Genomic DNA, 24,316 nt, shown 5'->3' on the forward strand with positions numbered 1-24,316 from the left:
CCTCCTGCGTCCTTGCGGGTTACTTGCGGGTTCAGTAGGACAGCATGGCGGAGATCACCGCTCAGGGACCGGAACGGACGTGTGACCTGCGTCAAAGAATCCGCGGCCGAATTCTGTCGCCGAACATGCGCACGGCCGCGCAGTATCGCAGTCACATCGCCGAATTGAGTGGTTTTGCTCGCGCGCGTTGCCCAAGCGATGCCGACTGATGTTGGTCATCGGGTCCTGAGATGCGGGATAATGGCTTGGAAGCAATGTGTTCGATGCCGGTGTCGCGTGCCCACGCACGACACGCGTGCCCTCCCAGGGCCGTCGGCTTAGACGATGAGCTGGTTTCAGGAAGGGGAACGAGCATGGCGGCCATGAAGCCGCGGACGGGCGATGGCCCGCTCGAGGTGACCAAGGAGGGGCGGGGCATCGTCATGCGCGTTCCGCTCGAAGGCGGCGGTCGGCTCGTCGTCGAGCTGACCCCTGACGAGGCCGATGCGCTCGGCGACGCCCTCAAGAAGGTCGTCGGCTGACGCGGGACGCGACCATACCCTTTCGGTGACCCCGGCATCCCATACGGTGCCGGGGTCGCTGTTTGTTCAGCCGGGGCCCGGCCCTACCGCTTGACCGCGCACAGCAGTCCGTCACCCACCGGCAGCAACGACGGCACCAGTTCCGGGCTCTCCCGCACCGCGCGCAGCAGCTCGCGCAGCCGCAGCACCTCGGTCGGCTGCGGACCCGAGTCCACCGTCCGGCCGTGCGCGAAGACCCCCTCGAACACCACGAGGCCCCCCGGTCGCAGCAGGCGCAACGATTCAGCGAGGTAGTCCATGACCTCCTGGCGGTCGCCGTCGCAGAAGACGAGGTCGTAGCCGGCGTCGGCGAGCCGGGGCAGGACGTCGAGCGCGCGGCCGGGGATGAAGCGGGCCCGGTTGCTGGCGAAGCCGGAGGCCCGGAAGGCCTGACGGGCGAACTGCTGGTGCTCCGGCTCGGGGTCGACGGTCGTCAGGACGCCGTCCGGCCGCATGCCGTGCAGCAGATGGATGCCGGAGACTCCCGTACCGGTGCCGATCTCGGCGACCGCCTTGGCGTCCACCGAGGCCGCCAGCAACCGCAGTGCCGCACCCGCGCCGGGCGACACCGAGCGCAGCCCTGCCTCACGGGCCCGGTCGCGGGCCCAGTGCAGCGCTTCGTCCTCGGCGACATAGGCGTCGGCGAACGCCCAGCTCGTCTGCCGGTTGGCGGTAATGACCCTCTCCTGTCCCCGTGGTTGCCTGGGCGTGACTGTATCCGTTGGGGGCGGGAACCTGCTGATGGGACCGGGCGTTTAGAGGGGTGGAGACGCACCCGGGGGGACACAGTTGGATCACGATGAGGAGCAGGGGCTCGGACAGGGCCCCGAGCGGGCGGTGACGCAGCCGTACGAGCGGTATCAGCCCAGATCAAACTCTCGTAAAACCGCTTATCCGGAGCTAACGGGCGAGGTGGCTATGGTAGGGGCTCCACTGGACACCACCAGAGCCGACAGGGGAGGTGCGGCTGCGCCTGTGGATCGCGGAGGAGTGCTGCGGCGCTTCCTCGGATCGGCGGGTAGGCCGAAATCCGTGAACGACACCGCTGCTGACCCCAGCCACGACGAGTACAGCCAGACCGCGACCTTCTCCACCGACGCGGACGGGCAGGCGTGGACTCCTCCGACGTGGGAGGAGATCGTCAGCACGCACAGCGGCCGGGTCTACCGGCTCGCCTACCGCCTGACGGGCAACCAGCACGACGCGGAGGACCTCACCCAGGAGGTCTTCGTCCGCGTCTTCCGCTCCTTGTCGACCTACACGCCCGGCACCTTCGAGGGCTGGCTGCACCGCATCACCACCAACCTCTTCCTGGACATGGTGCGCCGCAAGCAGCGCATCCGCTTCGACGCCCTCGGCGAGGACGCGGCCGAGCGCCTGCCCAGCCGCGAGCCCTCACCCCAGCAGGTCTTCAACGACGCCCACTTCGACGCGGACGTCCAGCAGGCCCTCGACACCCTGGCGCCCGAGTTCCGCGCCGCGGTCGTCCTGTGCGACATCGAAGGACTGTCGTACGAGGAGATCGCCGCGACCCTCGGCGTCAAGCTCGGCACCGTCCGGTCACGTATCCACCGTGGCCGTTCCCAGCTGCGCAAGGCCCTCGCGCACCGCTCTCCGGAGGCCCGCAAGGAGCGCCGCTCCTTCGTGCCCCGCGTCGCCGCACTGGGGGGAGGGGGCGCGACCGCGTGAGTGGATCACGGCCCAACCCCGCCAAAGGGCATCTCGCGGAGCAGCATCTGGGAGACCGACTCGCCGCGCTTGTGGACGGCGAGCTCGGTCATGAGACGCGCGAGCGCGTCCTCGCCCACCTGGCCACCTGCGCCAAGTGCAAGGCCGAGGCCGACGCCCAGCGCCGACTGAAGAACGTCTTCGCGGAGGCGGCCCCGCCACCCCCGTCCGAGAGCTTCCTGGCGCGCCTGCAGGGGCTGCCCGCGGGAGGTGGCACGGACGACGGCGGTGGCTCGCCGTTCGGGGGAGGGTTCCCCGACGGGTTCGCCGACGGCTTCGCAGAACGACCCGGAACCGCCGGGGTCTTCGGCGTGAAGCGCGGTGAGCGCTTCGAGTTCGACTACGTCCCGGCCCGTCAGCACGGCTCGGTCCTCCCGGCCGGCCTGGACCGCGGCGGCTTCCGCATCCACGACGTCAGCCGGCACGACGCCGACCGGACGGCGTCGCGCGGCATGCGGTTCGCGTTCGTCGCCGCCGGTGCGGTGTCGCTGGCCGCGATCGCGCTGGGCGGTGTCACGACCGGCGTCCCGGCCGACACCGACGCGCGCGGTGGCGCGGGCGGCAGCAATGTGACCCCGGCCCGCTCCCAGGGCACCGGGGCGGCCACGCCGGACAGCCAGCGCCGCCGTGCGGTGGGCCCGCTGCTCGCCGCCGGTCAGTCCCGGATCGACGACACCGGGTCCGCCCCGACCGAGGCCTCCGCCCCGCTCGCACCCGGCGTACCGGCCCAGCCGGTCTCGCGCACGCTGACGACACCCGTCGTGGCCGGCGCGGCCGCCATGTCCCCGCTGATACGTCCGCTCAGCACCACTCCCCAGCTGACGCTGACCTCGTGGTCCACCGCCACGGACCTCACCCCGCCCGCCCTTCTCGCCGCACCCGTCCCCGACGCGACCTCTTCTCCTTCCACCTTCTCCGGCCCCACCGGCTGACCGGCGTCTGCGCGTCGGCCGGTGAACCTGGTTGAATCCAGTAAGAGCCGTGCCGTGTCCTGTCCGGCAGCTCAGGCCGTGTCGCCGAGGCGCTGTGCCTGAGAGGTGTGGGTGAGTGGGGTCCGCCGTGCCGGACGGGCCCCGGCTGTGGGGAGAGCATGAACGAGGGGAAGCCCACGAAGGCGAAGTGGTGGAGCCGTGGGAGCGGCGGCGACGCGGCCGCCTCGCCCGAAGGTGACTACGAGTTGAGGCGACCTCAGGACGCCGCACCCGTGGACGACTCCGAGCGCGGTCTCCCCGCAGGGGACTTCGAGCTGCGCTCACCGCAGGAAGCACCGGACGCGCCGGATCTGCACGAGCCGCCGAGCGACGGCGCCTCCGTGGTCTCCCACGCCTCCGACGCCTCCGGCGATTTCGAGCTGGACCGCCCCACCGAGGTGCCGGCAACAGACGCCGCAGACACCGCCGCCGCTGACGCGCACCCTGCGCCGGCCCCCGCGGCCGTGGCCGAGCGCCCGAGGCCCCTGCACGACCCCGACCCCTACAGCACCCCGCCCTACGGCGAACCCGGCCCCTGGGCCCCCGCCCCACCGGTCCAGCACCCGGCGACGACCCCGTCCCACGGAACTCCCGCCGTGCCCGCGCCGCCCACGCCCGCCGCCCCTGCCCCACCCCACAGCACCCTCCCGGCCCCGGCGCCCACCCAGCCGCACGGCACCCCCGCGCCGAGCGCGCCCCACGGCCCCACTCCGGGCCCGGCGTCGGCGTCGGCCTCGCACCACAGCGCCACCCCAGCCCCGGTCCCCTCTGTCACCCCGCCTCCCGCCAACCCGTGGCAGAACTACGACCCCTGGGCCGCCACCCCCACCCCCACCCCCGTCCAGCTCCACCTCCAGACCCCCTTCCAGCAGAACGGCGCCGCCGTCCCCTCCAAGGAGCAGCGGCGTAAGCGGGCGAGGAAGGTGCTCGTCGGGGCCGCCGTGCTGCTGGCGCTCGTGTCAGGGGGCGTCGGCGGGGCCGTGGGGGCGTATCTGGAGCGCAACGGCGGCATGGGGGACGTAGAGCTGCCGCAGGCCGCGGCGGAGCCTGCTGGGCGGGCTCCGGACAGCGTGGCCGGGATCGCCGCGCGGGCGCTGCCCAGCGTGGTCACGCTGCATGTGACCGGCTCCGAGGAATCCGGCACGGGCACCGGCTTCGTGCTCGACGACCGGGGTCACATCCTCACCAACAACCACGTCGTCGAACCCGCCGGCGGCGACGGCGAGATATCGGTGACCTTCCACAGCGGGGACACCGCCAAGGCCACCGTCGTCGGCCGGGACAGCGGCTACGACCTCGCCGTGGTCAAGGTCAGCGGCGTCAGCGGGCTCACCCCCCTGACACTCGGCAACTCCGACAACGTCCAGGTCGGCGATCCGGTGGTCGCCATCGGCGCTCCCTACGACCTGGAGGGCACCGTCACCTCCGGCATCATCAGCGCCAAGGAGCGGCCCATCACGGCCGGCGGTGAGAGCGGCGACGGCAGCGACGTGTCCTACGTCGACGCGTTGCAGACCGACGCGCCCATCAACCCCGGCAACTCCGGCGGACCGCTGCTCGACTCCAGGGCCCGGGTGATCGGCATCAACTCCGCCATCCGCTCCGCCGACAGCGGCTCCGACGAGAGCGGCGGCCAGGCCGGCTCCATCGGTCTCGGATTCGCCATCCCGGTCAACCAGGCCAAGCGCGTCGCCGAGGAACTGATCAACACGGGCAAGGCCACCCACCCGGTGATCGGCGTCACGCTCGACATGGACTACTCCGGCGACGGAGCCCGCGTCGGCACCAAGGGCAACGACGGCGGCGCCGCGGTCAACGCGGGCGGCCCCGGCGACAAGGCCGGCATCGAGGCGGGCGACGTCATCACCGAGGTCGACGGCCAGCGCGTCCACTCCGGCGAGGAACTCATCGTCAAGACCCGCGCCCACCGCCCGGGCGACCGGCTGGAGCTCACCGTGGAGCGCGGCGGCAAGGAGCTGACCATCTCCCTGGTCCTCGGCTCCTCGGACGGCGACTGACAGAAACCTCATAGTGGCGCCCGGAAACCCCGTCCCACATGGCAAACAACCCACAAAACCGCTCATGCGCGTGCACTCGGGGGGCTCGGGACAGTACCGGTCGTACCGGATCGCCGGGTACCGTGGACCCGGCCCGGACATCGCAAGGAGCTTCAGGTGTTCAATGACATAGGACCGCTCGAGCTGGTGACGCTCGTTGTCCTCGCCGTGCTCGTCTTCGGTCCGGACAAGCTCCCGAAGCTCATCCAGGACGTCACGCGGACCATTCGCAAGATCCGCGAGTTCTCGGAGAGCGCCAAGCAGGACATCCGCTCCGAGCTCGGTCCCGAGTTCAAGGACTTCGAGTTCGAGGACCTGAACCCCAAGACGTTCATCCGCAAGCAGCTGGACAACGACGAACTGGGGCTCAAGGAGATCCGCAACGGCTTCGACCTGAAGAAGGAGATGGCCGAGGTCACGGACGCGGTCCACGGCCGCGACTCGGAGTCCTCCGCGGGTTCCTCCGGCGGCCGGGTCGACATGACCAAGAAGCCCGACGACGACGGCAAGGACGACCGCCCGGTCTTCGACGCGGACGCCACCTGAGCGACGTACCGACCCACGGGAGCCGCACGTCAGCGACGTGCGGCTCTGTCGTGCGTGACGCGTTTCATACGTCATCGGGGCCCCGCCCGGCCTGAACCGGACCCCCGGACGCCCCGCGCACCCGGCGGTTTCGCTGCTGGTCCCGGTGGGGTGGCTATGCTGCCGAGTTGTTGTGCGGACCGGACGAGTCGCCCGAAGGGGGGCGGGGTGTCCCGGTCCGACGAGGAACGAGGAGGCGTCCGGGCACATGGAGACGACGAGTCAGGCAGTCGCGCAGGCGCCGGCCACGGAGGGCGGACAACAGGTCCCCTCCGCCCGGCGCACGGTCGACGGCTACCTGCAGGCGCCCTTCCCGTGGTACGGCCTCGACGAGGCCTTCACGGGGCCGCGGTGGCTGATGCAGGTCGGAACGGCGGCCGACGGTGCCGTCGAGCACGGTTCGATCGGGCACGGTGACGAGCCCTCCGTACGCAACGAGGCCTCGGAGGACAAGGAGAAGTTCGCGGTGGTGGTCACCGTCGCGGCCAATCCGTCCCGCAGGAGCGCCGACGGCACGGGTCTGATGGAGGCCACGTCGGTCTCCTCGGCGGCGTGGCTCGCGGGCGTGGGGCTGCTGTCCTTCACCTGGCCCGGCTCGATGGACCACTCCCTGCGCGACGACTGGCTGGACCAGCAGACCGAGACGGCGTGGGCGCTGGCCGACGACCTCGACGGCTCCGACTGGTCGACGCTGTCGCTCCCCGTGGACGGCGTGCCCACGCCCTTCCACTACCGGGAGTCCGAGTTCGGCTGGGTGCTCGCCGGCTCGACCCCGGAGGGCGTGCACGTGGGAGCGTACGGAAGAGGCATGAGCGCGTACGGGCTCGGCTTCGCCATGATCAAGGACATCGGCGCGTACGCATAGGCACGGCGATACGACGATGGGGGCGCCGTCCGCAGCGGACGGCGCCCCCATCGTCGTACGAGGTCCTAGAACTTGTTCCTCGGGGTGATGCCCAGGGACAGGCCCGCCAGGCCGCGCTGGCGGCCGCCGAGCTTGCCCGCGATGTCGCGCAGGGCCTTGCCGGCCGGGGAGTCCGGGTCGCTCAGGACGACCGGCTTGCCCTCGTCGCCGCCCTCGCGCAGGCGGACGTCGATCGGGATGGCGCCGAGGACCGGGACCGTGGCCCCCGTGGTGCGGGTCAGGCCGTCGGCGACCGTCTGGCCGCCGCCGGTGCCGAACACGTCGACCATCTCGTCGCAGTGCGGGCACGGCAGGCCCGACATGTTCTCGACCACGCCGACGATCTTCTGGTGGGTCTGGACGGCGATGGAGCCGGCCCGCTCGGCGACCTCGGCCGCGGCCTGCTGCGGGGTCGTCACGACCAGGATCTCGGCGTTCGGGACCAGCTGGGCCACGGAGATCGCGATGTCACCGGTGCCCGGCGGGAGGTCGAGGAGCAGGACGTCCAGGTCGCCCCAGTACACGTCCGCGAGGAACTGCTGGAGCGCGCGGTGCAGCATCGGGCCGCGCCACACGACCGGGGCGTTGCCCGGGGTGAACATGCCGATGGAGATGACCTTCACGCCGTTCGCCGACGGCGGCATGATCATGTTCTCGACCTGGGTGGGACGCCCGTCGGCGCCCAGCATGCGCGGTACGGAGTGGCCGTAGATGTCGGCGTCGACGACACCGACCTTCAGGCCGTCGGCCGCCATCGCCGCCGCCAGGTTCACCGTCACCGAGGACTTGCCGACGCCGCCCTTGCCGGAGGCGACCGCGTACACGCGGGTGAGCGAGCCGGGCTTGGCGAAGGGGACCTCGCGCTCGGTCTGGCCGCCGCGCAGGGCCGTCGCCAGCTCCTTGCGCTGCTCGTCGCTCATCACGTCGAGCGTGACGTCGACGCGCGTGACGCCGTCGACGGCCGCGACCGCGTCCGTCACGCGCTGCGTGATCGTCTCGCGCATCGGGCAGCCGGAGACCGTCAGGTACACCGCGACCGCGACCGCCCCGTCCGCGCCGATGTCGACCGACTTGACCATCCCGAGTTCCGTGATGGGGCGGTTGATCTCGGGGTCGTTCACCGTCGCCAGTGCCTCGCGCACCGCGTCTTCGCTAGCCATAAGGACGATGGTACGGCTGAACGCCGGGGCCCTGGACAGCCCTAGCGGTCGTCTGCGTCACGTCCCGCTGACCGTTCTGCCGGGAATACACCGTGCCCGTCCCGTCTCTCCTCCAGCTCCTTCACCAGGTCCTGGAGCTCGGAGCGGATCCAGTCGCGGGTCGCGACCTCGCCGAGGCCGATGCGCAGGGCGGCGATCTCCCGGGTCAGGTACTCGGTGTCGGCGATGGACCGCTCGTTCTGCTTGCGGTCCTGTTCGAGGTTGACGCGGTCGCGGTCGTCCTGACGGTTCTGCGCGAGCAGGATGAGAGGCGCCGCATAGGAAGCCTGTAGCGACAGCATCAGGGTGAGGAAGATGAAGGGGTAGTTGTCGAAGCGCAGGTCGCCGGGGGCGAACACGTTCCACAGCACCCACGCGATGATGACGACCGTCATCCAGACGATGAACCGGCCCGTGCCGAGGAAGCGCGCGATGCGCTCCGACAGCCGCCCGAAGGCCTCCGGGTCCCACTCGGGCAGCAGCCGCCGCCGCGGCGGCCGGGGCTGGTCCAGCCGGGTGCGCGGGCGGGTGGTGGCGGTGGCGCCGCTGGGGGTGCGCTCGCGGGCGCTGTCGCGCTCAGGAGCCATGAGCGGCCACCCCGCCCTCTTCGGCCTCGTCGAGATGGAACTCCGTCTCCCGCCAGTCCTCGGGGAGCATGTGGTCCAGTACGTCGTCCACGGTGACCGCCCCCAGCAGCGACCCCGCCTCGTCCACCACGGGCGCCGCGACCATGTCGTACGTCGCGAAGAACCCGGCGACGACCGGCAGCGCCGCGTCCGGGTCCAGGGGCTGGAGGTCGTCGTCGATAATCGCGCTGACCAGCGTGTACGGCGGGTCCCGCAGCAGCCGCTGGAAGTGGACGGTGCCCAGGTACTTGCCGGTCGGCGTCTCGTCGGGCGGACGGCAGACGTAGACCTGGGCGGCGAGCGCGGGGGAGAGGTCGGGGTTGCGCACGCGCGCGAGGGCGTCGGCGACGGTGGCGTCGGGCCGCAGCACGATCGGCTCGGTCGTCATCAGACCGCCCGCGGTGTGCTCCTCGTACGACATCAGGCGCCGCATGTCGGCCGCGTCGGCGGGCTGCATCAGGCTCAGCAGCCGCTCCTGGTCCTCCGTCGGCAGCTCGCCGAGCAGGTCGGCCGCGTCGTCCGGGTCCATGGCCTCCAGCACGTCGGCCGCCCGCTCCTCCTTGAGCTTGCCGAGGATCTCGATCTGGTCGTCCTCCGGCAGCTCTTCGAGCACGTCGGCCAGCCGGTCGTCGTCGAGGGCGGCGGCGACCTCGGCGCGCCGCTTGGGGGAGAGGTGGTGCAGGACGTTGGCGAGGTCGGCGGGGCGCAGCTGCTCGAAGGTGGCCAGCAGGCTCTCGGCGCCCTGCCCGTGCTCCTCCAGGGAGAAGCCGGTGACCGCGGACCACTCGACGGTCAGCGACTCGCCCTTGCGCCGGAACGCGCCGCCCTTGCCGCCCTTGCGGACGAACACCTTGTCGATCTCCCAGTCCCGGCGGGCCGGCAGCTGCTGCACGGACACGTCCAGGACGGTCACCTCCTCGCCCGTCTCGACGAGGGTGACGCGCCGGTCGAGGAGCTCGCCGAAGACCAGGCGCTCGGTGGGCCGCTGCTCGAAACGGCGGACGTTGAGCACGCCGGTGGTGATGACCTGGCCGGACTCGATGCTGGTCACCCGGGTCATGGGCAGGAAGATGCGGCGCCGCGTGGACAGTTCCACGACCAGGCCGAGCACGCGCGGCGGCCTGCGGCCCACGCGCAGCATGACGACGAGGTCGCGCACCCGGCCGACCTGGTCGCCGTTGGGGTCGAACACGGCGACGCCGGAGAGGTGCGAGACGAAGATCCTGGGGGCGCCCCCTGCCATCGCCGTGCCTCCTTTCCCTGTGAAGTGATCCGTCTGCCCCGGTGAAGTGTTCCGTGGGAATTGTCCGTCAAGTGGGCTTCAGGCTAGCCCGTCCCGATGAGGGGCGCCCTGGTGGGCGGTGCGGACGGACTGGCTCCGCTCGGTCCGCCGGGCCCCGGTACCCTGCGGTACGCCGCTTGATGGCCCCTCGTCGGAAAGGCGCCCCACCTGTGACTGCGATTCCCCAGGTCCGTACCCGCCGGACGGGACTCAGGGGCGCGATGTGCGCCCTGGTCGTGACGGGCACGGTCCTGACGGGGTGCGGCAGTGACGACCCCGACGCGGGCACCAACGGGGTCGGCAAGCTGCCGGCCGAGCAGATCCAGACGAAGACCAAGGCCGCCGCCGAGTCCGCGGACACGGTACGTCTCTCCGGAACCGTGGTTACCAGCGGGCGCACTTACAAACTCGACATGCAGCTGAAGGCGGACGGCGGCACCGGGTCGGTCACCGCCGAGGGCGCCACCTTCAGGCTGCTGCGGATCGGGGAGAAGCTCTTCCTCAAGGCCGACGCCGGGTTCTGGAGCCATGAGGACGGCGAGGGCGACGACAAGGGCTCCGACACGGCCGCCGCCGACAAGCTCGACGGCAAGTTCGTGAAGGTGCCTCAGGGCGACCCGTCGTACAGGAAGTTCAGCGGCTTCACCGACAAGGACGTCCTGCTGTCGAGCCTGCTGACGCTCCACGGCGACCTCGCGACCGACGGCCACCACGAGCAGTCGGGCACCCGCACGATCCGCATCACGGGCGACGACGGCGCCGGCGGCACGCTGGACGTGTCCCTGGAGGGCAAGCCGTACCCGCTCCGCCTGGAACGCGCGGGCGGCGCCGGCACACTGACCTTCTCCGGCTGGGGCAAGCCCTTCGAGCTGGCGGCGCCGGCGAAGGACGAGACGGTGGACTACGGCAAGCAGCTGCCGACGTCCTGACCCGGTTACTTCCGGCGGCGCCGCTTCAGCAGCAGCTTCGGCAGACCCGCCGGGATCGGCTGCCGGGTCGTCGCGGACGTCGGCACCGGCGGCCCGGCCAGGTCGCCGTCGGGCAGCGGCGCGGTCGCCCCGGTCGGTTCCAGGCGCAGCACCCGGCACTCCCGCGCCCAGCGCTCCGGCATCGCCTCCCCGTCGGGCGCGTTGAGCCGCTTGCCCTTGAGTTCGGCGACGGCCGCCTCCCAGGCCTGCGAACCCGACGGCAGCTCCACGACCTTCGCCGTCCAGGAGACCAGCCGCCCGCCCTTGTCCTTGCTGCGGACCGTGACCTCGGCCGCACCGCCGTCCGTCAGCCCCGGCAGCGGCTGCTCGCCCGGCCCGTCGCCGACCAGGCACGCGGCACCCTCGTGCCACACGTGCCACAGCGCCCGGGCGGGGCCCTCGGGACCCCTGACCCAGATGAGGCCGGACTTCTTCGTGGCCTCCTCGACGAGGGCCTGGTCGAGCAGCTCGCTAGTCATGGGGGCAGCCTATCCAGGCGCCCTCAGAGCCAGCCGTTGCGCTTCAGGGTGCGGTGGATGCCGAGGCAGATCACGCCGGTGATCATCATGATCACGGGGTAGCCGTACTTCCAGTGCGTCTCGGGCATGTAGTCGAAGTTCATGCCGTACACGCCGCACACCATCGTCGGTACGGCGATGATGGCCGCCCACGAGGTGATCTTCCGCATGTCCTCGTTCTGCGCGACGGACGCCTGCGCGAGGTTGGCCTGGAGGATCGAGTTGAGGAGCTCGTCGAAGCCGATGACCTGCTCCTGCACGCGGGCGAGGTGGTCGGCGACGTCCCGGAAGTACTTCTGGATGTCGGGGTCGATCAGCCGCATCGGCCGCTCGCTCAGCAGCTGCATGGGCCGCAGCAGCGGCGACACCGCCCGCTTGAACTCCAGCACCTCACGCTTGAGCTGGTAGATCCGGCCGGCGTCCGAACCGCGCGGGGAGCCCTTGCGGCCCGGCGAGAAGACGTCCGTCTCGACCTCGTCGATGTCGTCCTGCACGGCGTCGGCGACCGCGATGTAGCCGTCGACGACATGGTCGGCGATCGCGTGCAGCACCGCCGAGGGGCCCTTGGCGAGCAGCTCCGGGTCGTCCTGGAGGCGGTGGCGCAGCGCCCGGAGCGAGCCCTGGCCGCCGTGCCGGACGGTGATGAAGAAGTCCCGTCCGGTGAAGCACATGACCTCGCCGGTCTCGACGACCTCGCTGTTGGCGGTGAGGCGGTCGTGTTCGACGTAGTGGATGGTCTTGAAGACGGTGAACAAGGAGTCGTCGTAGCGCTCCAGCTTCGGCCGCTGGTGCGCCTGGACGGCGTCCTCGACGGCCAGCGGGTGCAGCCCGAACTCGCTCGCGATACCCGCGAATTCGGCCTGGGTCGGCTCGTGCAGACCGATCCAGACGAAGCCGCCGTCGCGGCGCACCTGACGCATCGCCTCGTGCGGCGTCAGCGGCAGGGGTGTCTCGACGCGGGCGCCGTCGCGGTAGACGGCGCAGTCGACGACGGCCGAGGGGGTGCCGGGGTCGCGGGTGGTGTCGTACGCCCCGCTGTCCATGCGCACGCCCTTGCGGAGCGAGGGACGGGACGGGCGGACGACGGCGCGCAGGTCGCGGATCATCGACATGGCAGGCTCCTTCGCGACAGGCAACGAAAGGCCGCTTCAACGGGTGGAACTGCCCGGAATGAGGACGTCCTGACTGCGGATGTTTGGCACGTCCACAAAGCGGGGAGCACCGCACCATTGCGGGGGCAGGCTTCGTTGCTGATACAGATGCTGATTCGAATCAGACAGATCAGGCAGATCGAGACGAAGTGCTCTTCCGATGAAGACGCGAGCGTGAAAGAGAGGCGGCGGTCAGCCGGAATCCGGATCAGCTACATCAGCGGGCGGAAGAGCGAGTGGTACTGCACGGGTGACTTCGATCCATGACAGCCCCACCTCCTCCGGCCGGTCCCTCGTAAGGGACGTCCATTCCCCGTAGGGGAGTTCCCCCGTGGGGGATTTTCATGGCGTCGGGACTCGATCGCGACTCCCCCAGTGCCTGAACGGCCTGGGTGGTACCCCCATCTGCGTGCTGCCCCGAACGACCGGGCAAGAGTATCAGCCGCCTGAAGTGTCAAGGCGCTGCTTTGCCCGGTACTGACGAGTTCTATGCTCGCGGCATGGCTGATGTTCTTCCTCTGGTCGAGGCCCGGTTGCGTACCGCGCTGGGCGAGCCGGACGCCCGCGCGGCGGTCACCTTCCTGGGCACGGACCGCATCGAGGTGCTCCGCTTCCACGAGGGCGACATCGTCCGCTACGCCACGCTCGGCATGTCCGCGGCACCGATGGGCGACCCCACCGCGATGCTCGCCGACCCGGTCAAGGGCCCCCGCGCCGAGCTGTTCCTGTCGGTCCGCGCGGGCCTCGCCGACACCGACAAGGTGCTCCGCGCGCTCGCCGTCCTCGCCGCGTCGCCGCAGGTGGAGGGGGTGATCGTGGCCCCCGGTGCGTCCCTCGACGTGGGTGGACCGCTGTGGCCCGGCGCCCCCTTCACCTCGGTCCTGGTGGCCGAGCCGGGCGGCCTGGTCGAGGACCTGGAGCTGGACGAGCCCATGGACCCGGTCCAGTTCCTGCCCCTGCTGCCGATGACCCCGAACGAGGCCGCCTGGAAGCGCGTGCACGGCGCCCAGGCCCTCCAGGAGCGCTGGCTGACGAACGGGACGGACCTCAGGGACCCGTCCCGGAAGTCCGTCCCGCTGGAGTGAGCCGCGCGTGAGGAAGCTCACCAAGTGGTGGCCGGAAAGCGTCAGTTGACGAAGACCGCCACACCGTCCTCTGTGGCGTGCTTCGACTCCAGCTCTTCCGCCTCATGAGTCAGCGCGTTCCGCCGTACGACGACCACGGCGGCGCCCACGAGCGCGGTGACCGCCGCCACCACGAACGGGATGTGGAGGTCGGTCCACTCCTCGATCCGCGGTGCGAAGTAGGGCGCCGCGGCGGCCGCGAACCAGCGCACGAAGTTGTAGCCGGCGCTGGCGACCGGACGCGGGGCGTCCGACACGCCCAGGGCCAACTCGGTGTAGACGGTGTTGTTCACGCCGATGAACGCACCGGACAGGATCGTGCAGACGACCGCGGTGGTGTGACTGCCGTAGCCGAGGACCAGCACGTCCGCCGCGAGCAGCACCAGCGAGCCGCCGAGCACCTTCAGCGAACCGAACCGCGCCTGCAGCCGCGGGGCCACGATCACCGAGAAGACGGCGAGCAGCACACCCCAGGCGAAGAACACGGCACCCGACTTGTACGGCGTCATGTCCAGCACGAACGGGGTGAAGGCCAGCACGGTGAAGAACGTGTAGTTGTAGAAGAACGCCGAGGCGGCGGCGGAGGCGAGGCCCCCGTGGCCGAGCGCCTTGAGCGGGTCGAGCAGCGAGGTCTTCGCGGCCGGCCGGGGCTGCTCCTTCAGGAACACCGCGATGCACAGGAAGCCGACCGCCATCAGGAAGGCCGTGCCGAAGAACGGGTAGCGCCAGCTGGCGTCCCCGAGCAGCGCGCCCAGCAGCGGGCCGCAGGCCATGCCGAGGCCGAGCGCGGACTCGTACAGCAGGATCGCCGCGGCGCTTCCTCCGGCCGCCGCGCCGACGATCACCGCGAGCGCCGTCGAGACGAACAGGGCGTTGCCGAGCCCCCAGCCCGCCCGGAACCCGACGAGTTCGGCGACCGAGCCCGATGTCCCGGCGAGACCCGCGAAGACGACCACGAACGCGAGGCCGAGCAGCAGCGTCCTGCGGCCGCCGATCCGGCTGGAGACCCAGCCGGTGACCAGCATCGCGAACGCGGTGATCAGGAAGTACGAGGTGAAGAGCAGCGAGACCTGGCCGGCGGTGGCGTCGAGGCCCTGGGCGATGGACGGCAGGATCGGGTCGACGAGCCCGATGCCCATGAAGGCGACGACGGAGGCGCCGGCCGTGGCCCAGACCGCCTTGGGCTGTCGCAGGAGGCTGCTCGCTCCCGCGTCGAGGGCGTCCATGGTTTCTCTCTTTCCGGTGGGAACGGCTGTCGAGATGGTTGCTATATGCACATAGTAAGTTAGGGCGGCTAATTAATGCAAGCTACATCTACCTGCGTCCGGTGAACCATTCCGTCCGGACGGGTGATCGTCCTTGACGTGACGGGGCAGGGGTAGGACCGTGGGGCCCTATGAGGGGCGAACCCAGTTGCCCGAAGTGTGGTGGCCGGGTCAGGGCTCCCGGACTCTTCGCCGATTCGTGGCAGTGCGACGTGCACGGGACCGTGCACCCGCTGCAGCCCGTGCTCCCGCCCAGCGTCGAGGCCCTCGGCGTCGTGGTGCATCGCACGCAGGTGCCGGTGTGGATGCCGTGGCCGCTGCCGGTCGGCTGGCTCTTCACGGGCGTCGGCAGTGCCGGTGACGACCGCAGTGGCGGACGTGCGACGGCTGTGGCCTGCTCGGGGCCCGGACCGCTCGGCGGTTTCGGCGAGCTGATCCTCGTCGCCGAGGAGCTCGGCGTCGGCCTCGGCGCGCGCTACGCGGGCATCGACGGGCCGGACCCGGGGCCGTACATGAGTGTCGAGAAGCCGGCCCAGGCCAAGGTGCTCGCGGCCGGCCGGCCGACCCCGCTGTGGCATGTCTCCGGTACGCCGGACGACCGGGCCGTGTTCGCGGGCGAGGCGCTCGGGCTGTGGCTGTGGGCGGTCGTGTGGCCCGAGCAGTCGGGGTTGCTGATGTACGACGAACTGGTGCTGACGGATCTGCGGGACGCGGGGGCCGAGGTGGAGCTGGTTCCCTGCGGGGCGTTGTCGCCGCGCTTGCTCAAGCCGTAGCACCCACTGAGGTACCGGGAGTGCTTGAGGGGCGGCTGCGGGTTCGTCGGGGCTGGTCGCGCAGTTCCCCGCGCCCCTGAGGTGCGCCTATGTAAAGGTCACTCACAGGGTTCGGGTGTGACATCGGGCCTCAAAACCCGGTTATCCTTGAGCGTCCCCGTCCGTACCCTCACCGCCTGGAGTCCGCGTCGTGCGTATCGATCTGCACACCCACTCCACCGCGTCCGACGGTACGGACACCCCGGCCGAGCTGGTGCGCAACGCTGCCGCCGCCGGGCTGGACGTCGTCGCCCTGACCGATCACGACACCACGCGCGGCCACGCCGAGGCCGTCGCCGCGCTGCCCGAGGGGCTCACGCTCGTCACCGGGGCCGAGTTGTCCTGTCGTATCGACGGCGTCTCCATGCACCTGCTGGCCTACCTCTTCGACCCCGCGGAGCCGGAACTGCTCGCCGAGCGCGAGCTGGTGCGGGACGACCGGGTGCCGCGGGCGCGCGGGATGGTCGCGAAGCTCCAGGCGCTGGGCGTGCCCGTGACCTGGGAGCAGGTCGCGCGGATCGCGGGCGACGGCTCGGTCGGCCGCCCGCATGTCGCGACCGCGCTCGTCGAGCTCGGTGTCGTACCGACCGTCAGCGACGCCTTCACCGAGGACTGGCTGGCCGACGGCGGCCGGGCCTACGTGGAGAAGCACGAGACCGACCCCTTCGAGGCGATCCGGCTGGTCAAGGCCGCCGGTGGGGTCACCGTCTTCGCCCACCCCGGCGCCCACAAGCGCGGCCGTACCGTCCCGGAGGCCGCCATCGTGAAGATGGCCACGGCCGGGCTCGACGGCATCGAGGTCGACCACATGGACCACGACCCGGAGACCCGGGACCGGCTGCGCGGGCTCGCCGCCGACCTGGGGCTGCTCGTCACCGGATCCTCGGACTACCACGGCAGCCGCAAGACGGTGGCCCTCGGCGAGTTCCGGACCGACCCCGAGGTGTACGGGGAGATCACCCGGCGGGCGACGGGCGCGTTCCCGGTGCCGGGGACCGGCGGGGCCTGAGGGATCGCCCTGACTTTCGCCTGATCCACCTTTCTTTCTTCTCGCAAGGCTCACCTGTGTTCGACGCTGCCGTTTTCGGCTCTCTCTTCCTCACCCTGTTCGTCATCATGGATCCCCCCGGGATCACCCCGATCTTCCTCGCCCTGACCGCCGGCCGGCCCGGCAAGGTGCAGAAGCGGATGGCCTTCCAGGCCGTCTGCGTGGCGGGCGGGGTGATCGCGGTCTTCGGTCTCCTCGGCCACCAGATCCTGAACTACCTGCACGTCTCCGTGCCCGCCCTGATGATCGCGGGCGGACTGCTGCTCCTGCTGATCGCGCTGGACCTGCTCACCGGCAAGACCGACGAGCCCAAGCAGACCAAGGACGTCAACGTCGCCCTGGTGCCGCTGGGCATGCCGCTGCTGGCCGGGCCGGGGGCGATCGTGTCCGTGATCCTGGCCGTGCAGAAGGCCGACAGTGTGGCCACGCAGGTGTCGGTGTGGGCGGCGATCCTCGCCATCCACGTCGTGCTGTGGCTGGTCATGCGGTACTCGCTGCTGATCATCCGGGTCATCAAGGACGGCGGGGTCGTCCTGGTGACCCGGCTCGCGGGGATGATGCTGTCGGCGATCGCCGTGCAGCAGATCATCAACGGGGTCACGCAGGTGATCCGGGGGAGCTGAGCCCGTACGGCTTCCCGGGAAGCACAGAGCCCCCGCACGACATCGTTGCCGTGCGGGGGCTCTGAAGCTGGTTGTTATGAGGCCGAGGTGTCGGCCGGGCGAATCCAGAGGCGCTGTCCGATGGCGGCGGCCTGCTGAACGATCCGGTTGACGGAGGCGGCGTCCACGACGGTGCTGTCCACGGGGGTACCGTCGACATCGTCGAGTCGCATGATTTCGAAGCGCATGGGCTTCTCCCTTCGTCTGGTCATCCTCCTGAGGAGAACAGCTGCGTACGTCTGTATCCAACGGGCTGCGTGTTACAAACATTCCCTACGCTAAAGAAATTTTTCGAACGACTAACTACTGACCGGTAAGTGGTCTGTATGAGACTGACCGGGACCGGTTGTGTTCGCAGCGTGACCGCCGGGACAATGGTGGCGATGAACGACGACCTCCAGGCGCTGGGCGCCCGCATCGACCGCACGAACGAGCTGCTGCAGCGCATGCTCGCCGAGGTGGCGAAGACGCCCTCGACCCACGCGATCTTCGTCGACGCGGGGTATCTCTACGCGGCCGCGGGGCGCCTGGTCGCCGGGACGGAGGACCGCCGCTCCTTCGAGATCGACACCGAGGGACTCATCGAGGCGCTCATCGACCGGGCCCGTACGATCTTCGCGGACAGCAGACTGCTCCGGGTCTACTGGTACGACGGGGCCAGGCGCCGCATCCACACCGCCGAGCAGCAGTCGATCGCCGAACTCCCGGACGTCAAGGTGCGGTTGGGCAACCTCAACGCCAACAACCAGCAGAAGGGCGTCGACTCACTGATCCGCTCCGACCTGGAGTCCCTCGCCCGGCACCGCGCGATCAGCGACGCGGCCCTGCTCGGCGGCGACGAGGACCTGGTGTCGGCGGTGGAGGCGGCGCAGGGCTACGGCGCCCGCGTCCACCTCTGGGGCATCGAGGCCCCCGAGGGCCGCAACCAGGCCGAGCCGCTGCTCTGGGAGGTCGACAGCCAGCGCGTCTTCGACCTGGACTTCTTCAAGCCGTACGTCGCCCGCCGCACGTCCGCCGCGTACGAGGCCTCGGTCAACCGGCCCGCCCGCGAGGACGTCCGCTTCGTCGGCGCCCAGATCGCGGCGAAGTGGCTGGCGGCACGGGGTCGGGACGCCCTGGTGGAGCTGCTGCCGGGCCACCCCTACCTGCCCGGGGCGGTCGACCAGGATCTGCTGGTGGAGGCGGAGGGGATGCTCCAGTACTCCCTGCGCGGCCAGGCGGACCTGAGGCGGGCGCTGCGGGACGGGTTCTGGGAGCACTTGCAGACGCAGTACTAGTCGCCGGGGACGGTGTCCCAGAAGTCGGCGAAGGCGCGGGCCGTTTCGAGGGGGCGGTCGGTGTTGGGGGAGTGCTCGGCACCGGCGATGACCGTGCGGTGCGCGTGGAGCCGGACGGCCATGTCGTCGACGAGGGGCACCGGCCAGGTGTCGTCGTGCGCCCCCGACAGCACATGGAACGGCAGCGCCACGGCGGCCAGTTCGCCGACCCGGTCCGGCTCGGTGCACAACTGGCGGCCGGTGGCGATGAGTTGGGCGGGCTTGTTGCCGAGCCAGCGCCGGCGCAGATCGTCCCGGTCGTCGAGCCCCTCGTCGAGCTCGCCGGTGTCGGTCTCCTCGGGCGGCTCCATGGCCTGGATCGCGTCCCACACCTTCGCCATGCTCATCACGGCCAGCGCGTCCCGGAGCAGCTTGACGCGCTGCTGCTGGGAGCCGGAGATCTGGGCGGGGCCCGAGGACATGAGGGTCAGGGAGCGGAAGGGCGTGGGGTCGAGGAGCACGGCTGCCCGCGCGATCTGCCCGCCGAGCGAGTGCCCCACGAGATGCACGGGTGCCCCGACGGCAGCCGCCTGAGCGAGCACGTCCTTCGCCAACTCGTCCTGCGCGTAAGCGGATTCGTCGGTATCCGGCCCACCCGACTGGTACTGGCCGCGTCCGTCCACGGCGACCGTACGGTACCCGCGCGCCGCGAGCGGCTCGTGCAGCGGGTTGAAGTCCTCCTTGCTGCCGGTGAACCCGGGCAGCAGCAGGGCGGTTCCGCGCGGCGTGACGCCGTCCGCCACCGGAGCGTCGACCACGGCGAACTCACCGCGTGACGTGCGCAGCGAGTAGGCGCGGGCGCCGGGGGGCGGAGCGAAGGTGGGGGGACGGCTCATGTCTCGAGGCTATCCGGAGGGGGTTCAGGGCGCGGCGTGAGGTGGACCACCTGGGCTCGGGGAGCGTGCGCCCGGCCGACGGCCTCAGGGGCGGGGCTGTGGTGAGGTGCGGCTGTCGCCGCGGCCCCACAAAACACCGGCGGCCCGGCCCACCTGTCGGTGGACCGGGCCGCCGGCGACCAACGCGTGCTCAGCCTTCCGAGGCGGCCGCAGCCTTACGCGTACGCCGCACCCTCGGCTTGGCCTCCGCATCCTCGGCGGCCTGGGCCGGGATCTCGGCGGAGGCAGCGGCCTTACGGGTCCGACGCGGCTTCGCCTCGGTCGGCTCCGCGGCGGCGGCCGTCTTACGGGTCCGGCGCGGCTTGGCCTCAGTCGCCTCGGCCGTCTCGACGGGGGCAGCGGCGACCTTGCGGGTACGCCGCACCGTGGCCTTGGCCTCCGTGCCCTCGGCCGTGTCGACCGCGGCCTCGGCGGCAGCGGCGGCGGCCGTCTTGCGCGTACGACGCGGCTTCGCCTCCGCCTCCTCCGCGGCCTGGGCCGGGATCTCGGCAGCGGCGGCGGTCTTCCGCGTACGCGGCTTGGCCTCAGTGGCCTCGGCGGTGTCGACGGCGGCTTCCGCAGCCGCGGCGGTCTTGCGGGTCCGACGCGGCTTGGCTACGGCTTCGGCGGCCTCGGCCGTGTCCACTGCGGCAGCGGCGGTCTTCCGCGTACGACGCGGCTTGGCCTCGGCGGCCACGGCCGTGTCGACGGCGGCTTCAGCGGCTGCGGCGGTCTTGCGAGTCCGGCGCGGCTTGGCCTCGGCGGCCTCGGCGGTGGTCTCCGCTGCGGCGGCGGTCTTCCGCGTGCGGCGTACCGCCGGCTTGGCCTCCGTGCCCTCGGCGGTGTCGACCGCGGTCTCGGCGGCCGGCGTGGCCTTACGGGTGCGGCGGCGCGGCGCGGCGGCCGGTGCCTCGGGCTCGGCGGTGACCGCCGGGGCGGCCTCGACGACCTCGACGGTCTCGGCGGTCACCGGCTCCGCGGCCTTACGGGTGCGACGCCGACGCGGCTTCGTCTCCGTGGCCTCGACCGTCTCCACGGCGGCCTCCGCGGCCTCCGACGGCGTGGCCTCGGGCGTCGCGGTCACGGTCGGCGCCTGCTCCGGCGCGGCACCGTTGCGGGTGCGGCGACGGCGGCGCGGAGTGCGGCTCGCGGGGACCTCCTCGGCCACCGCGCTGTCCGCGGAAGGCGCGGTCGCCTCGGCGGCGGGCGCCGACGTGCCGTCCAGCGCGGTACCGCCGCGCGTACGGCGGCGACGACGCGGCGTACGGGACGAACGCTCGCCGTCGGCGGGACGGGACTCGTCCCGACCGCCGCGACCGCCACGGCCGCCTCGCTCACTCCGGTCGCCGCGACCACGGCCACCACGACCGCCGGTCTCGCCGAGGTCCTCGAGCTCCTCCGCGTCGAGGCCCGCGCGGGTGCGCTCGGCACGCGGCAGGACACCCTTGGTGCCCGCGGGGATGTTCATCTCCTCGTAGAAGTGCGGGGAGCTGGAGTACGTCTCCGGCGGGTCGTTGAAGTTGAGCTCCAGCGCCTTGTTGATCAGCTGCCAGCGCGGGATGTCGTCCCAGTCGACGAGCGTGATCGCGATGCCCTTGGCACCCGCGCGGCCGGTGCGGCCGACCCGGTGCAGGTACGTCTTCTCGTCCTCGGGGGACTGGTAGTTGATGACGTGCGTGACGCCCTCGACGTCGATGCCGCGCGCGGCGACGTCGGTGCAGACGAGGACGTCCACCTTGCCGTTGCGGAAGGCGCGCAGCGCCTGCTCGCGGGCGCCCTGGCCGAGGTCGCCGTGGACCGCGCCGGAGGCGAAGCCGCGCTGCTTGAGCTGGTCGGCGAGGTCGGCGGCGGTGCGCTTCGTACGGCAGAAGATCATCGCGAGGCCGCGGCCCTCGGACTGCAGGATGCGCGCGACCATCTCGGGCTTGTCCATGTTGTGCGCGCGGTACACGTGCTGCGAGATGTTCGCGACCGTCACGCCCTCGTCGTCCGGCGCGGTGGCGCGGATGTGCGTGGGCCGCGACATGTAGCGGCGGGCGAGACCGATGACCGCGCCCGGCATGGTCGCCGAGAACAGCATGGTCTGGCGGCGGGCCGGCAGCATGTCGATGATCTTCTCGACGTCGGGCAGGAAGCCCAGGTCGAGCATCTCGTCGGCCTCGTCGAGGACGAGCGCCTTGATGTGCTTGAGGTTGAGCTTCTTCTGGCCCGCGAGGTCCAGAAGCCGGCCGGGGGTGCCGACGATGACGTCGACGCCCTTCTTGAGGGCCTCGACCTGGGGCTCGTAGGCGCGGCCGCCGTAGATGGCGAGGACGCGCACGTTACGGACCTTGCCCGCGGTCAGCAGGTCGTTCGTCACCTGGGTGCACAGCTCGCGCGTGGGGACGACGACGAGGGCCTGCGGGGCGTCGGTGAGCGCTTCGGGAGCGGCGCGGCCGGCCTCGACGTCGGCGGGGACGGTGACGCACTCGAGGAGCGGCAGGCCGAAGCCCAGCGTCTTGCCGGTGCCGGTCTTGGCCTGGCCGATGACGTCCGTGCCGGAAAGGGCGACGGGGAGTGTCATCTCCTGGATGGGGAAGGGGTTGATGATGCCGACGGCCTCGAGGGCCTCGGCGGTCTCGGGAAGGATTCCGAGATCTCTGAACGTCGTAGTCAGGGTGCTGCCTCTTCTGTGTACGCGGTGCGAGGCGAGCTCGGGGGTCTCTTAAAGACCGTGCTGGGGACGTCGACTGCCTTACGGACCAGCCGTAATGGCACGGGACCTCTGCCGACGCTCTAGCGCTCGAACCGCTGAGGGTCCCTCCGGATGCCGTACGCACAGTGCCGTACGGGCGAGGAGAGCTGTCAGGTCGGAGCCGATCGGGCCACCGACCGGGCATCCTCATACGCGCGGCCCGTCGAATACGGCGTCGTCATAGACGCACATACTCAGCAGGCGCATTACCACCATACCCCGGAAACGCGCACATGCGATGGCCGATTTGGTCACGTAGTCGTCGTCACACTGATTGACCAGGGACTTCCGAGGGTCGGAGAGCGGACTATTGTGCGCTTCATGACGACGCCTGACAACACCTCTGACGCACCCGCCGAGCACACCGGAGTGGCCGCCCAGGACTGGGCCCAGGCCTCCGCGGAGCCCCAGTACCGGGCCGCGGTCGTCGACCTCCTCGGCGCCCTCGCCTACGGCGAACTCGCGGCGTTCGAGCGGCTCGCCGAGGACGCCAAGCTGGCGCCGACCCTGGCGGACAAGGCGGAGCTGGCGAAGATGGCGTCGGCGGAGTTCCACCACTACGAGAAGCTGCGCGACCGGCTGACCGAGATCGGCGCCGAGCCGACGGAGGCCATGGAGCCGTTCGTCGCCGCGCTCGACGGCTTCCACCGGCAGACGGCGCCGTCGGACTGGCTGGAGGGGCTCGTCAAGGCGTACGTCGGCGACTCCATCGCCAGCGACTTCTACCGCGAGGTCGCGGCGCGGCTGGACTCGGACACGCGTGAGCTGGTGCTCGCCGTCCTCGACGACACCGGGCACGCCGGGTTCGCCGTCGAGAAGGTGCGGGCCGCGATCGACGCCGATCCGCGCGTGGGCGGGCGTCTCGCTCTGTGGGCGCGGCGTCTCATGGGTGAGGCGCTGTCGCAGTCGCAGCGGGTGGTCGCCGACCGGGACGCGCTGTCGACGATGCTCGTCGGCGGAGTTGCCGACGGGTTCGATCTCGCCGAGGTGGGGCGGATGTTCTCGCGGATCACCGAGGCGCACACGAAGCGGATGGCCGCGCTGGGCTTGGCGGCGTAGCGCTCTGTGGGGGGCGGCTCGGGTGGTTGCGCGGCTGCGGCCCGGCGGGGGCTGGTCGCGCAGTTCCCCGCGCCCCTCTAGGGCGTTGCGCTGAGCGGCGTCGGAACGCTACGCCGCTACTGATCGGCGGCGGAGTCTGCGCGCCGGGCGGAGCAGGAGGGACACCGACGCGATCGAGACCACCGTCGCGCCGATCAGGGTCAGCAGGACATTGCCCGCGCCCAGGGCGCTGTGGGTGATGAAGGCGCCGAAGAGGGCGCCGGCCACTCCCGTCGCGAGGACCAGGGAGCGGGCGGGCAGGCGGTGGGCCAGGCGGTGCGCGGCGGCGACCGCCAGAACCAGACCGAGCAGAGCGGAACCGAGCGCTTCCAGCAAGATCATTGGGGTCCCTCCCACACGGCCACGCTGCGTATCACGGTCGTAGCCCGTCATACCCGTGACCTGCGGAATGCAATCCTCCTCTGTGCGTGACTTGTGCTCCATATGTGGAGAAAAAAATCTTGCGGACAGCGGACAGCGGGTGTGTGCATGAGGAAGGGCCCGGCGACGTGAAGTCGCCGGGCCCTTCCTCATGCGTCTGCCTACAGCGCGCCGAAGCCCACCTTGCGCGGGGCCGGCTCGCCGAGCTCCACGTAGGCCAGGCGGTCGGCCGGGACCAGGACCTTGCGGCCGTGCTCGTCCGTGAGGCTCAGCAGCTGCGTCTTTCCGGCGAGTGCCTCGGCCACCACGCGCTCGACCTCCTCGGCACTCTGACCGCTCTCCAGAACGATCTCGCGGGGCGCGTGCTGCACGCCGATCTTGACCTCCACGGCTATGTCCCTCCGACGGTCAGTGAAGTGCGCGACCTTCCGCGCCGTACCCAGCACACATTA

25 protein-coding genes are annotated in these 24,316 nt (G+C 71.1%); 13 read left to right on the plus strand and 12 right to left on the minus strand.

What is annotated here, in order from left to right:
• Window positions 1-353: 353 nt before the first annotated feature.
• Window positions 354-521 (plus strand): DUF3117 domain-containing protein, encoded by a 168-nt coding sequence (locus tag ACFUO4_RS22390; RefSeq protein ID WP_003966491.1) that lies wholly within the window; start codon window positions 354-356, stop codon window positions 519-521.
• 83 nt (window positions 522-604) lie between these two features.
• Here the strand turns inward: ACFUO4_RS22390 and ACFUO4_RS22395 are convergent, their stop codons facing one another.
• A complete protein-coding gene (locus ACFUO4_RS22395) occupies window positions 605-1,303 on the minus strand; it encodes an O-methyltransferase (protein WP_079310365.1) in 699 nt (232 codons plus the stop codon).
• A gap of 247 nt (window positions 1,304-1,550) precedes the next feature.
• Here ACFUO4_RS22395 and sigE point away from each other — a divergent pair, with 247 nt between their 5' ends.
• The 5 genes from sigE to ACFUO4_RS22420 all read left to right on the plus strand — a co-directional run bounded on the left by sigE (window position 1,551) and on the right by ACFUO4_RS22420 (window position 6,766).
• Entirely contained in the window at window positions 1,551-2,249 is a 699-nt protein-coding gene (gene sigE / locus ACFUO4_RS22400) for an RNA polymerase sigma factor SigE (RefSeq protein WP_079310366.1), read from the plus strand.
• Window positions 2,246-3,220, plus strand: a complete 975-nt coding sequence (locus ACFUO4_RS22405) for an anti-sigma factor family protein (RefSeq protein ID WP_383487360.1) — start codon at window positions 2,246-2,248, stop codon at window positions 3,218-3,220. The genes sigE and ACFUO4_RS22405 overlap by 4 nt, the downstream gene beginning before the upstream one ends.
• Window positions 3,221-3,378: 158 nt before the next feature.
• Entirely contained in the window at window positions 3,379-5,277 is a 1,899-nt protein-coding gene (locus tag ACFUO4_RS22410; RefSeq protein WP_383487363.1) for a trypsin-like peptidase domain-containing protein, read from the plus strand.
• A 156-nt stretch (window positions 5,278-5,433) separates the two neighbouring features.
• Window positions 5,434-5,862 carry a sec-independent translocase gene (locus ACFUO4_RS22415; protein WP_079310367.1) on the plus strand — a complete coding sequence of 143 codons (429 nt, stop codon included), beginning with the start codon at window positions 5,434-5,436 and terminating at the stop codon, window positions 5,860-5,862.
• Window positions 5,863-6,109: 247 nt separating this feature from the next.
• Window positions 6,110-6,766 carry a hypothetical protein gene (locus ACFUO4_RS22420; RefSeq protein ID WP_383487368.1) on the plus strand — a complete coding sequence of 219 codons (657 nt, stop codon included), beginning with the start codon at window positions 6,110-6,112 and terminating at the stop codon, window positions 6,764-6,766.
• A 65-nt stretch (window positions 6,767-6,831) separates the two neighbouring features.
• On the opposite strand, the gene ACFUO4_RS22425 is transcribed toward ACFUO4_RS22420, so the two are convergent.
• Genes ACFUO4_RS22425 through ACFUO4_RS22435 form a run of 3 tightly spaced genes read right to left on the minus strand, consistent with a single transcriptional unit; the run spans window position 6,832 to window position 9,873 of the window.
• Window positions 6,832-7,965 carry an Mrp/NBP35 family ATP-binding protein gene (locus ACFUO4_RS22425; protein WP_079310369.1) on the minus strand — a complete coding sequence of 378 codons (1,134 nt, stop codon included), beginning with the start codon at window positions 7,963-7,965 and terminating at the stop codon, window positions 6,832-6,834.
• Window positions 7,966-8,006: 41 nt separating this feature from the next.
• A complete protein-coding gene (locus ACFUO4_RS22430) occupies window positions 8,007-8,591 on the minus strand; it encodes a DUF1003 domain-containing protein (RefSeq protein ID WP_383487371.1) in 585 nt (194 codons plus the stop codon).
• On the minus strand, window positions 8,581-9,873 hold the full coding sequence (locus ACFUO4_RS22435; protein ID WP_079310371.1) for a magnesium transporter MgtE N-terminal domain-containing protein: 1,293 nt from the start codon (window positions 9,871-9,873) through the stop codon (window positions 8,581-8,583). The genes ACFUO4_RS22430 and ACFUO4_RS22435 overlap by 11 nt, the downstream gene beginning before the upstream one ends.
• Before the next feature lie 209 nt (window positions 9,874-10,082).
• Between ACFUO4_RS22435 and ACFUO4_RS22440 the strand changes: the two genes are divergently transcribed.
• Window positions 10,083-10,841, plus strand: a complete 759-nt coding sequence (locus ACFUO4_RS22440) for a hypothetical protein (RefSeq protein WP_383487375.1) — start codon at window positions 10,083-10,085, stop codon at window positions 10,839-10,841.
• A gap of 5 nt (window positions 10,842-10,846) precedes the next feature.
• Here ACFUO4_RS22440 and ACFUO4_RS22445 read toward each other — a convergent pair whose 3' ends face one another.
• Together ACFUO4_RS22445 and ACFUO4_RS22450 are read right to left on the minus strand one after the other, a co-directional pair.
• On the minus strand, window positions 10,847-11,359 hold the full coding sequence (locus tag ACFUO4_RS22445; RefSeq protein WP_079310373.1) for a hypothetical protein: 513 nt from the start codon (window positions 11,357-11,359) through the stop codon (window positions 10,847-10,849).
• 23 nt (window positions 11,360-11,382) lie between these two features.
• Window positions 11,383-12,510 carry a magnesium and cobalt transport protein CorA gene (locus ACFUO4_RS22450; protein WP_383487378.1) on the minus strand — a complete coding sequence of 376 codons (1,128 nt, stop codon included), beginning with the start codon at window positions 12,508-12,510 and terminating at the stop codon, window positions 11,383-11,385.
• A 539-nt stretch (window positions 12,511-13,049) separates the two neighbouring features.
• On the opposite strand from ACFUO4_RS22450, the gene ACFUO4_RS22455 reads away from it, so the two are divergent.
• The gene (locus ACFUO4_RS22455) at window positions 13,050-13,634 is read left to right on the plus strand and encodes a suppressor of fused domain protein (RefSeq protein ID WP_079310376.1); all 585 of its coding nucleotides are present in this window, start codon (window positions 13,050-13,052) and stop codon (window positions 13,632-13,634) included.
• 41 nt (window positions 13,635-13,675) lie between these two features.
• On the opposite strand, the gene ACFUO4_RS22460 is transcribed toward ACFUO4_RS22455, so the two are convergent.
• A complete protein-coding gene (locus ACFUO4_RS22460) occupies window positions 13,676-14,899 on the minus strand; it encodes an MFS transporter (RefSeq protein ID WP_383487380.1) in 1,224 nt (407 codons plus the stop codon).
• A gap of 170 nt (window positions 14,900-15,069) precedes the next feature.
• Here ACFUO4_RS22460 and ACFUO4_RS22465 point away from each other — a divergent pair, with 170 nt between their 5' ends.
• The 3 genes from ACFUO4_RS22465 to ACFUO4_RS22475 all read left to right on the plus strand — a co-directional run bounded on the left by ACFUO4_RS22465 (window position 15,070) and on the right by ACFUO4_RS22475 (window position 17,421).
• Entirely contained in the window at window positions 15,070-15,711 is a 642-nt protein-coding gene (locus ACFUO4_RS22465; RefSeq protein WP_079310378.1) for a DUF6758 family protein, read from the plus strand.
• Window positions 15,712-15,901: 190 nt separating this feature from the next.
• On the plus strand, window positions 15,902-16,759 hold the full coding sequence (locus ACFUO4_RS22470; RefSeq protein ID WP_383487383.1) for a PHP domain-containing protein: 858 nt from the start codon (window positions 15,902-15,904) through the stop codon (window positions 16,757-16,759).
• Between the two features lie 56 nt (window positions 16,760-16,815).
• A complete protein-coding gene (locus tag ACFUO4_RS22475) occupies window positions 16,816-17,421 on the plus strand; it encodes a MarC family protein (protein ID WP_079310380.1) in 606 nt (201 codons plus the stop codon).
• Window positions 17,422-17,495: 74 nt separating this feature from the next.
• Here the strand turns inward: ACFUO4_RS22475 and ACFUO4_RS22480 are convergent, their stop codons facing one another.
• Window positions 17,496-17,648, minus strand: coding sequence for a hypothetical protein (locus ACFUO4_RS22480; RefSeq protein ID WP_007384531.1), 153 nt, complete (start codon window positions 17,646-17,648; stop codon window positions 17,496-17,498).
• A gap of 195 nt (window positions 17,649-17,843) precedes the next feature.
• On the opposite strand from ACFUO4_RS22480, the gene ACFUO4_RS22485 reads away from it, so the two are divergent.
• On the plus strand, window positions 17,844-18,737 hold the full coding sequence (locus ACFUO4_RS22485) for an NYN domain-containing protein (RefSeq protein WP_383487387.1): 894 nt from the start codon (window positions 17,844-17,846) through the stop codon (window positions 18,735-18,737).
• On the opposite strand, the gene ACFUO4_RS22490 is transcribed toward ACFUO4_RS22485, so the two are convergent.
• Complete coding sequence (locus ACFUO4_RS22490; protein WP_383487390.1) at window positions 18,734-19,612, minus strand: alpha/beta fold hydrolase; 879 nt, start codon at window positions 19,610-19,612, stop codon at window positions 18,734-18,736. The two genes, ACFUO4_RS22485 and ACFUO4_RS22490, sit on opposite strands and share 4 nt — an antisense overlap.
• Before the next feature lie 190 nt (window positions 19,613-19,802).
• Window positions 19,803-22,214 carry a DEAD/DEAH box helicase gene (locus ACFUO4_RS22495; RefSeq protein WP_383487393.1) on the minus strand — a complete coding sequence of 804 codons (2,412 nt, stop codon included), beginning with the start codon at window positions 22,212-22,214 and terminating at the stop codon, window positions 19,803-19,805.
• Window positions 22,215-22,706: 492 nt separating this feature from the next.
• On the opposite strand from ACFUO4_RS22495, the gene ACFUO4_RS22500 reads away from it, so the two are divergent.
• Window positions 22,707-23,444: a ferritin-like fold-containing protein gene (locus tag ACFUO4_RS22500; RefSeq protein WP_256785198.1), complete on the plus strand. Its 738-nt coding sequence runs from the start codon at window positions 22,707-22,709 to the stop codon at window positions 23,442-23,444.
• A 108-nt stretch (window positions 23,445-23,552) separates the two neighbouring features.
• On the opposite strand, the gene ACFUO4_RS22505 is transcribed toward ACFUO4_RS22500, so the two are convergent.
• Together ACFUO4_RS22505 and ACFUO4_RS22510 are read right to left on the minus strand one after the other, a co-directional pair.
• Window positions 23,553-23,825: a hypothetical protein gene (locus ACFUO4_RS22505; RefSeq protein WP_179143446.1), complete on the minus strand. Its 273-nt coding sequence runs from the start codon at window positions 23,823-23,825 to the stop codon at window positions 23,553-23,555.
• A 200-nt stretch (window positions 23,826-24,025) separates the two neighbouring features.
• Entirely contained in the window at window positions 24,026-24,253 is a 228-nt protein-coding gene (locus ACFUO4_RS22510; protein ID WP_079310382.1) for a DUF3107 domain-containing protein, read from the minus strand.
• Between the last annotated feature and the right edge of the window lie 63 nt (window positions 24,254-24,316).

It is taken from the genome of Streptomyces sp. NPDC057280, from assembly GCF_042668605.1.
Classification (GTDB): Bacteria; Actinomycetota; Actinomycetes; order Streptomycetales; family Streptomycetaceae; genus Streptomyces.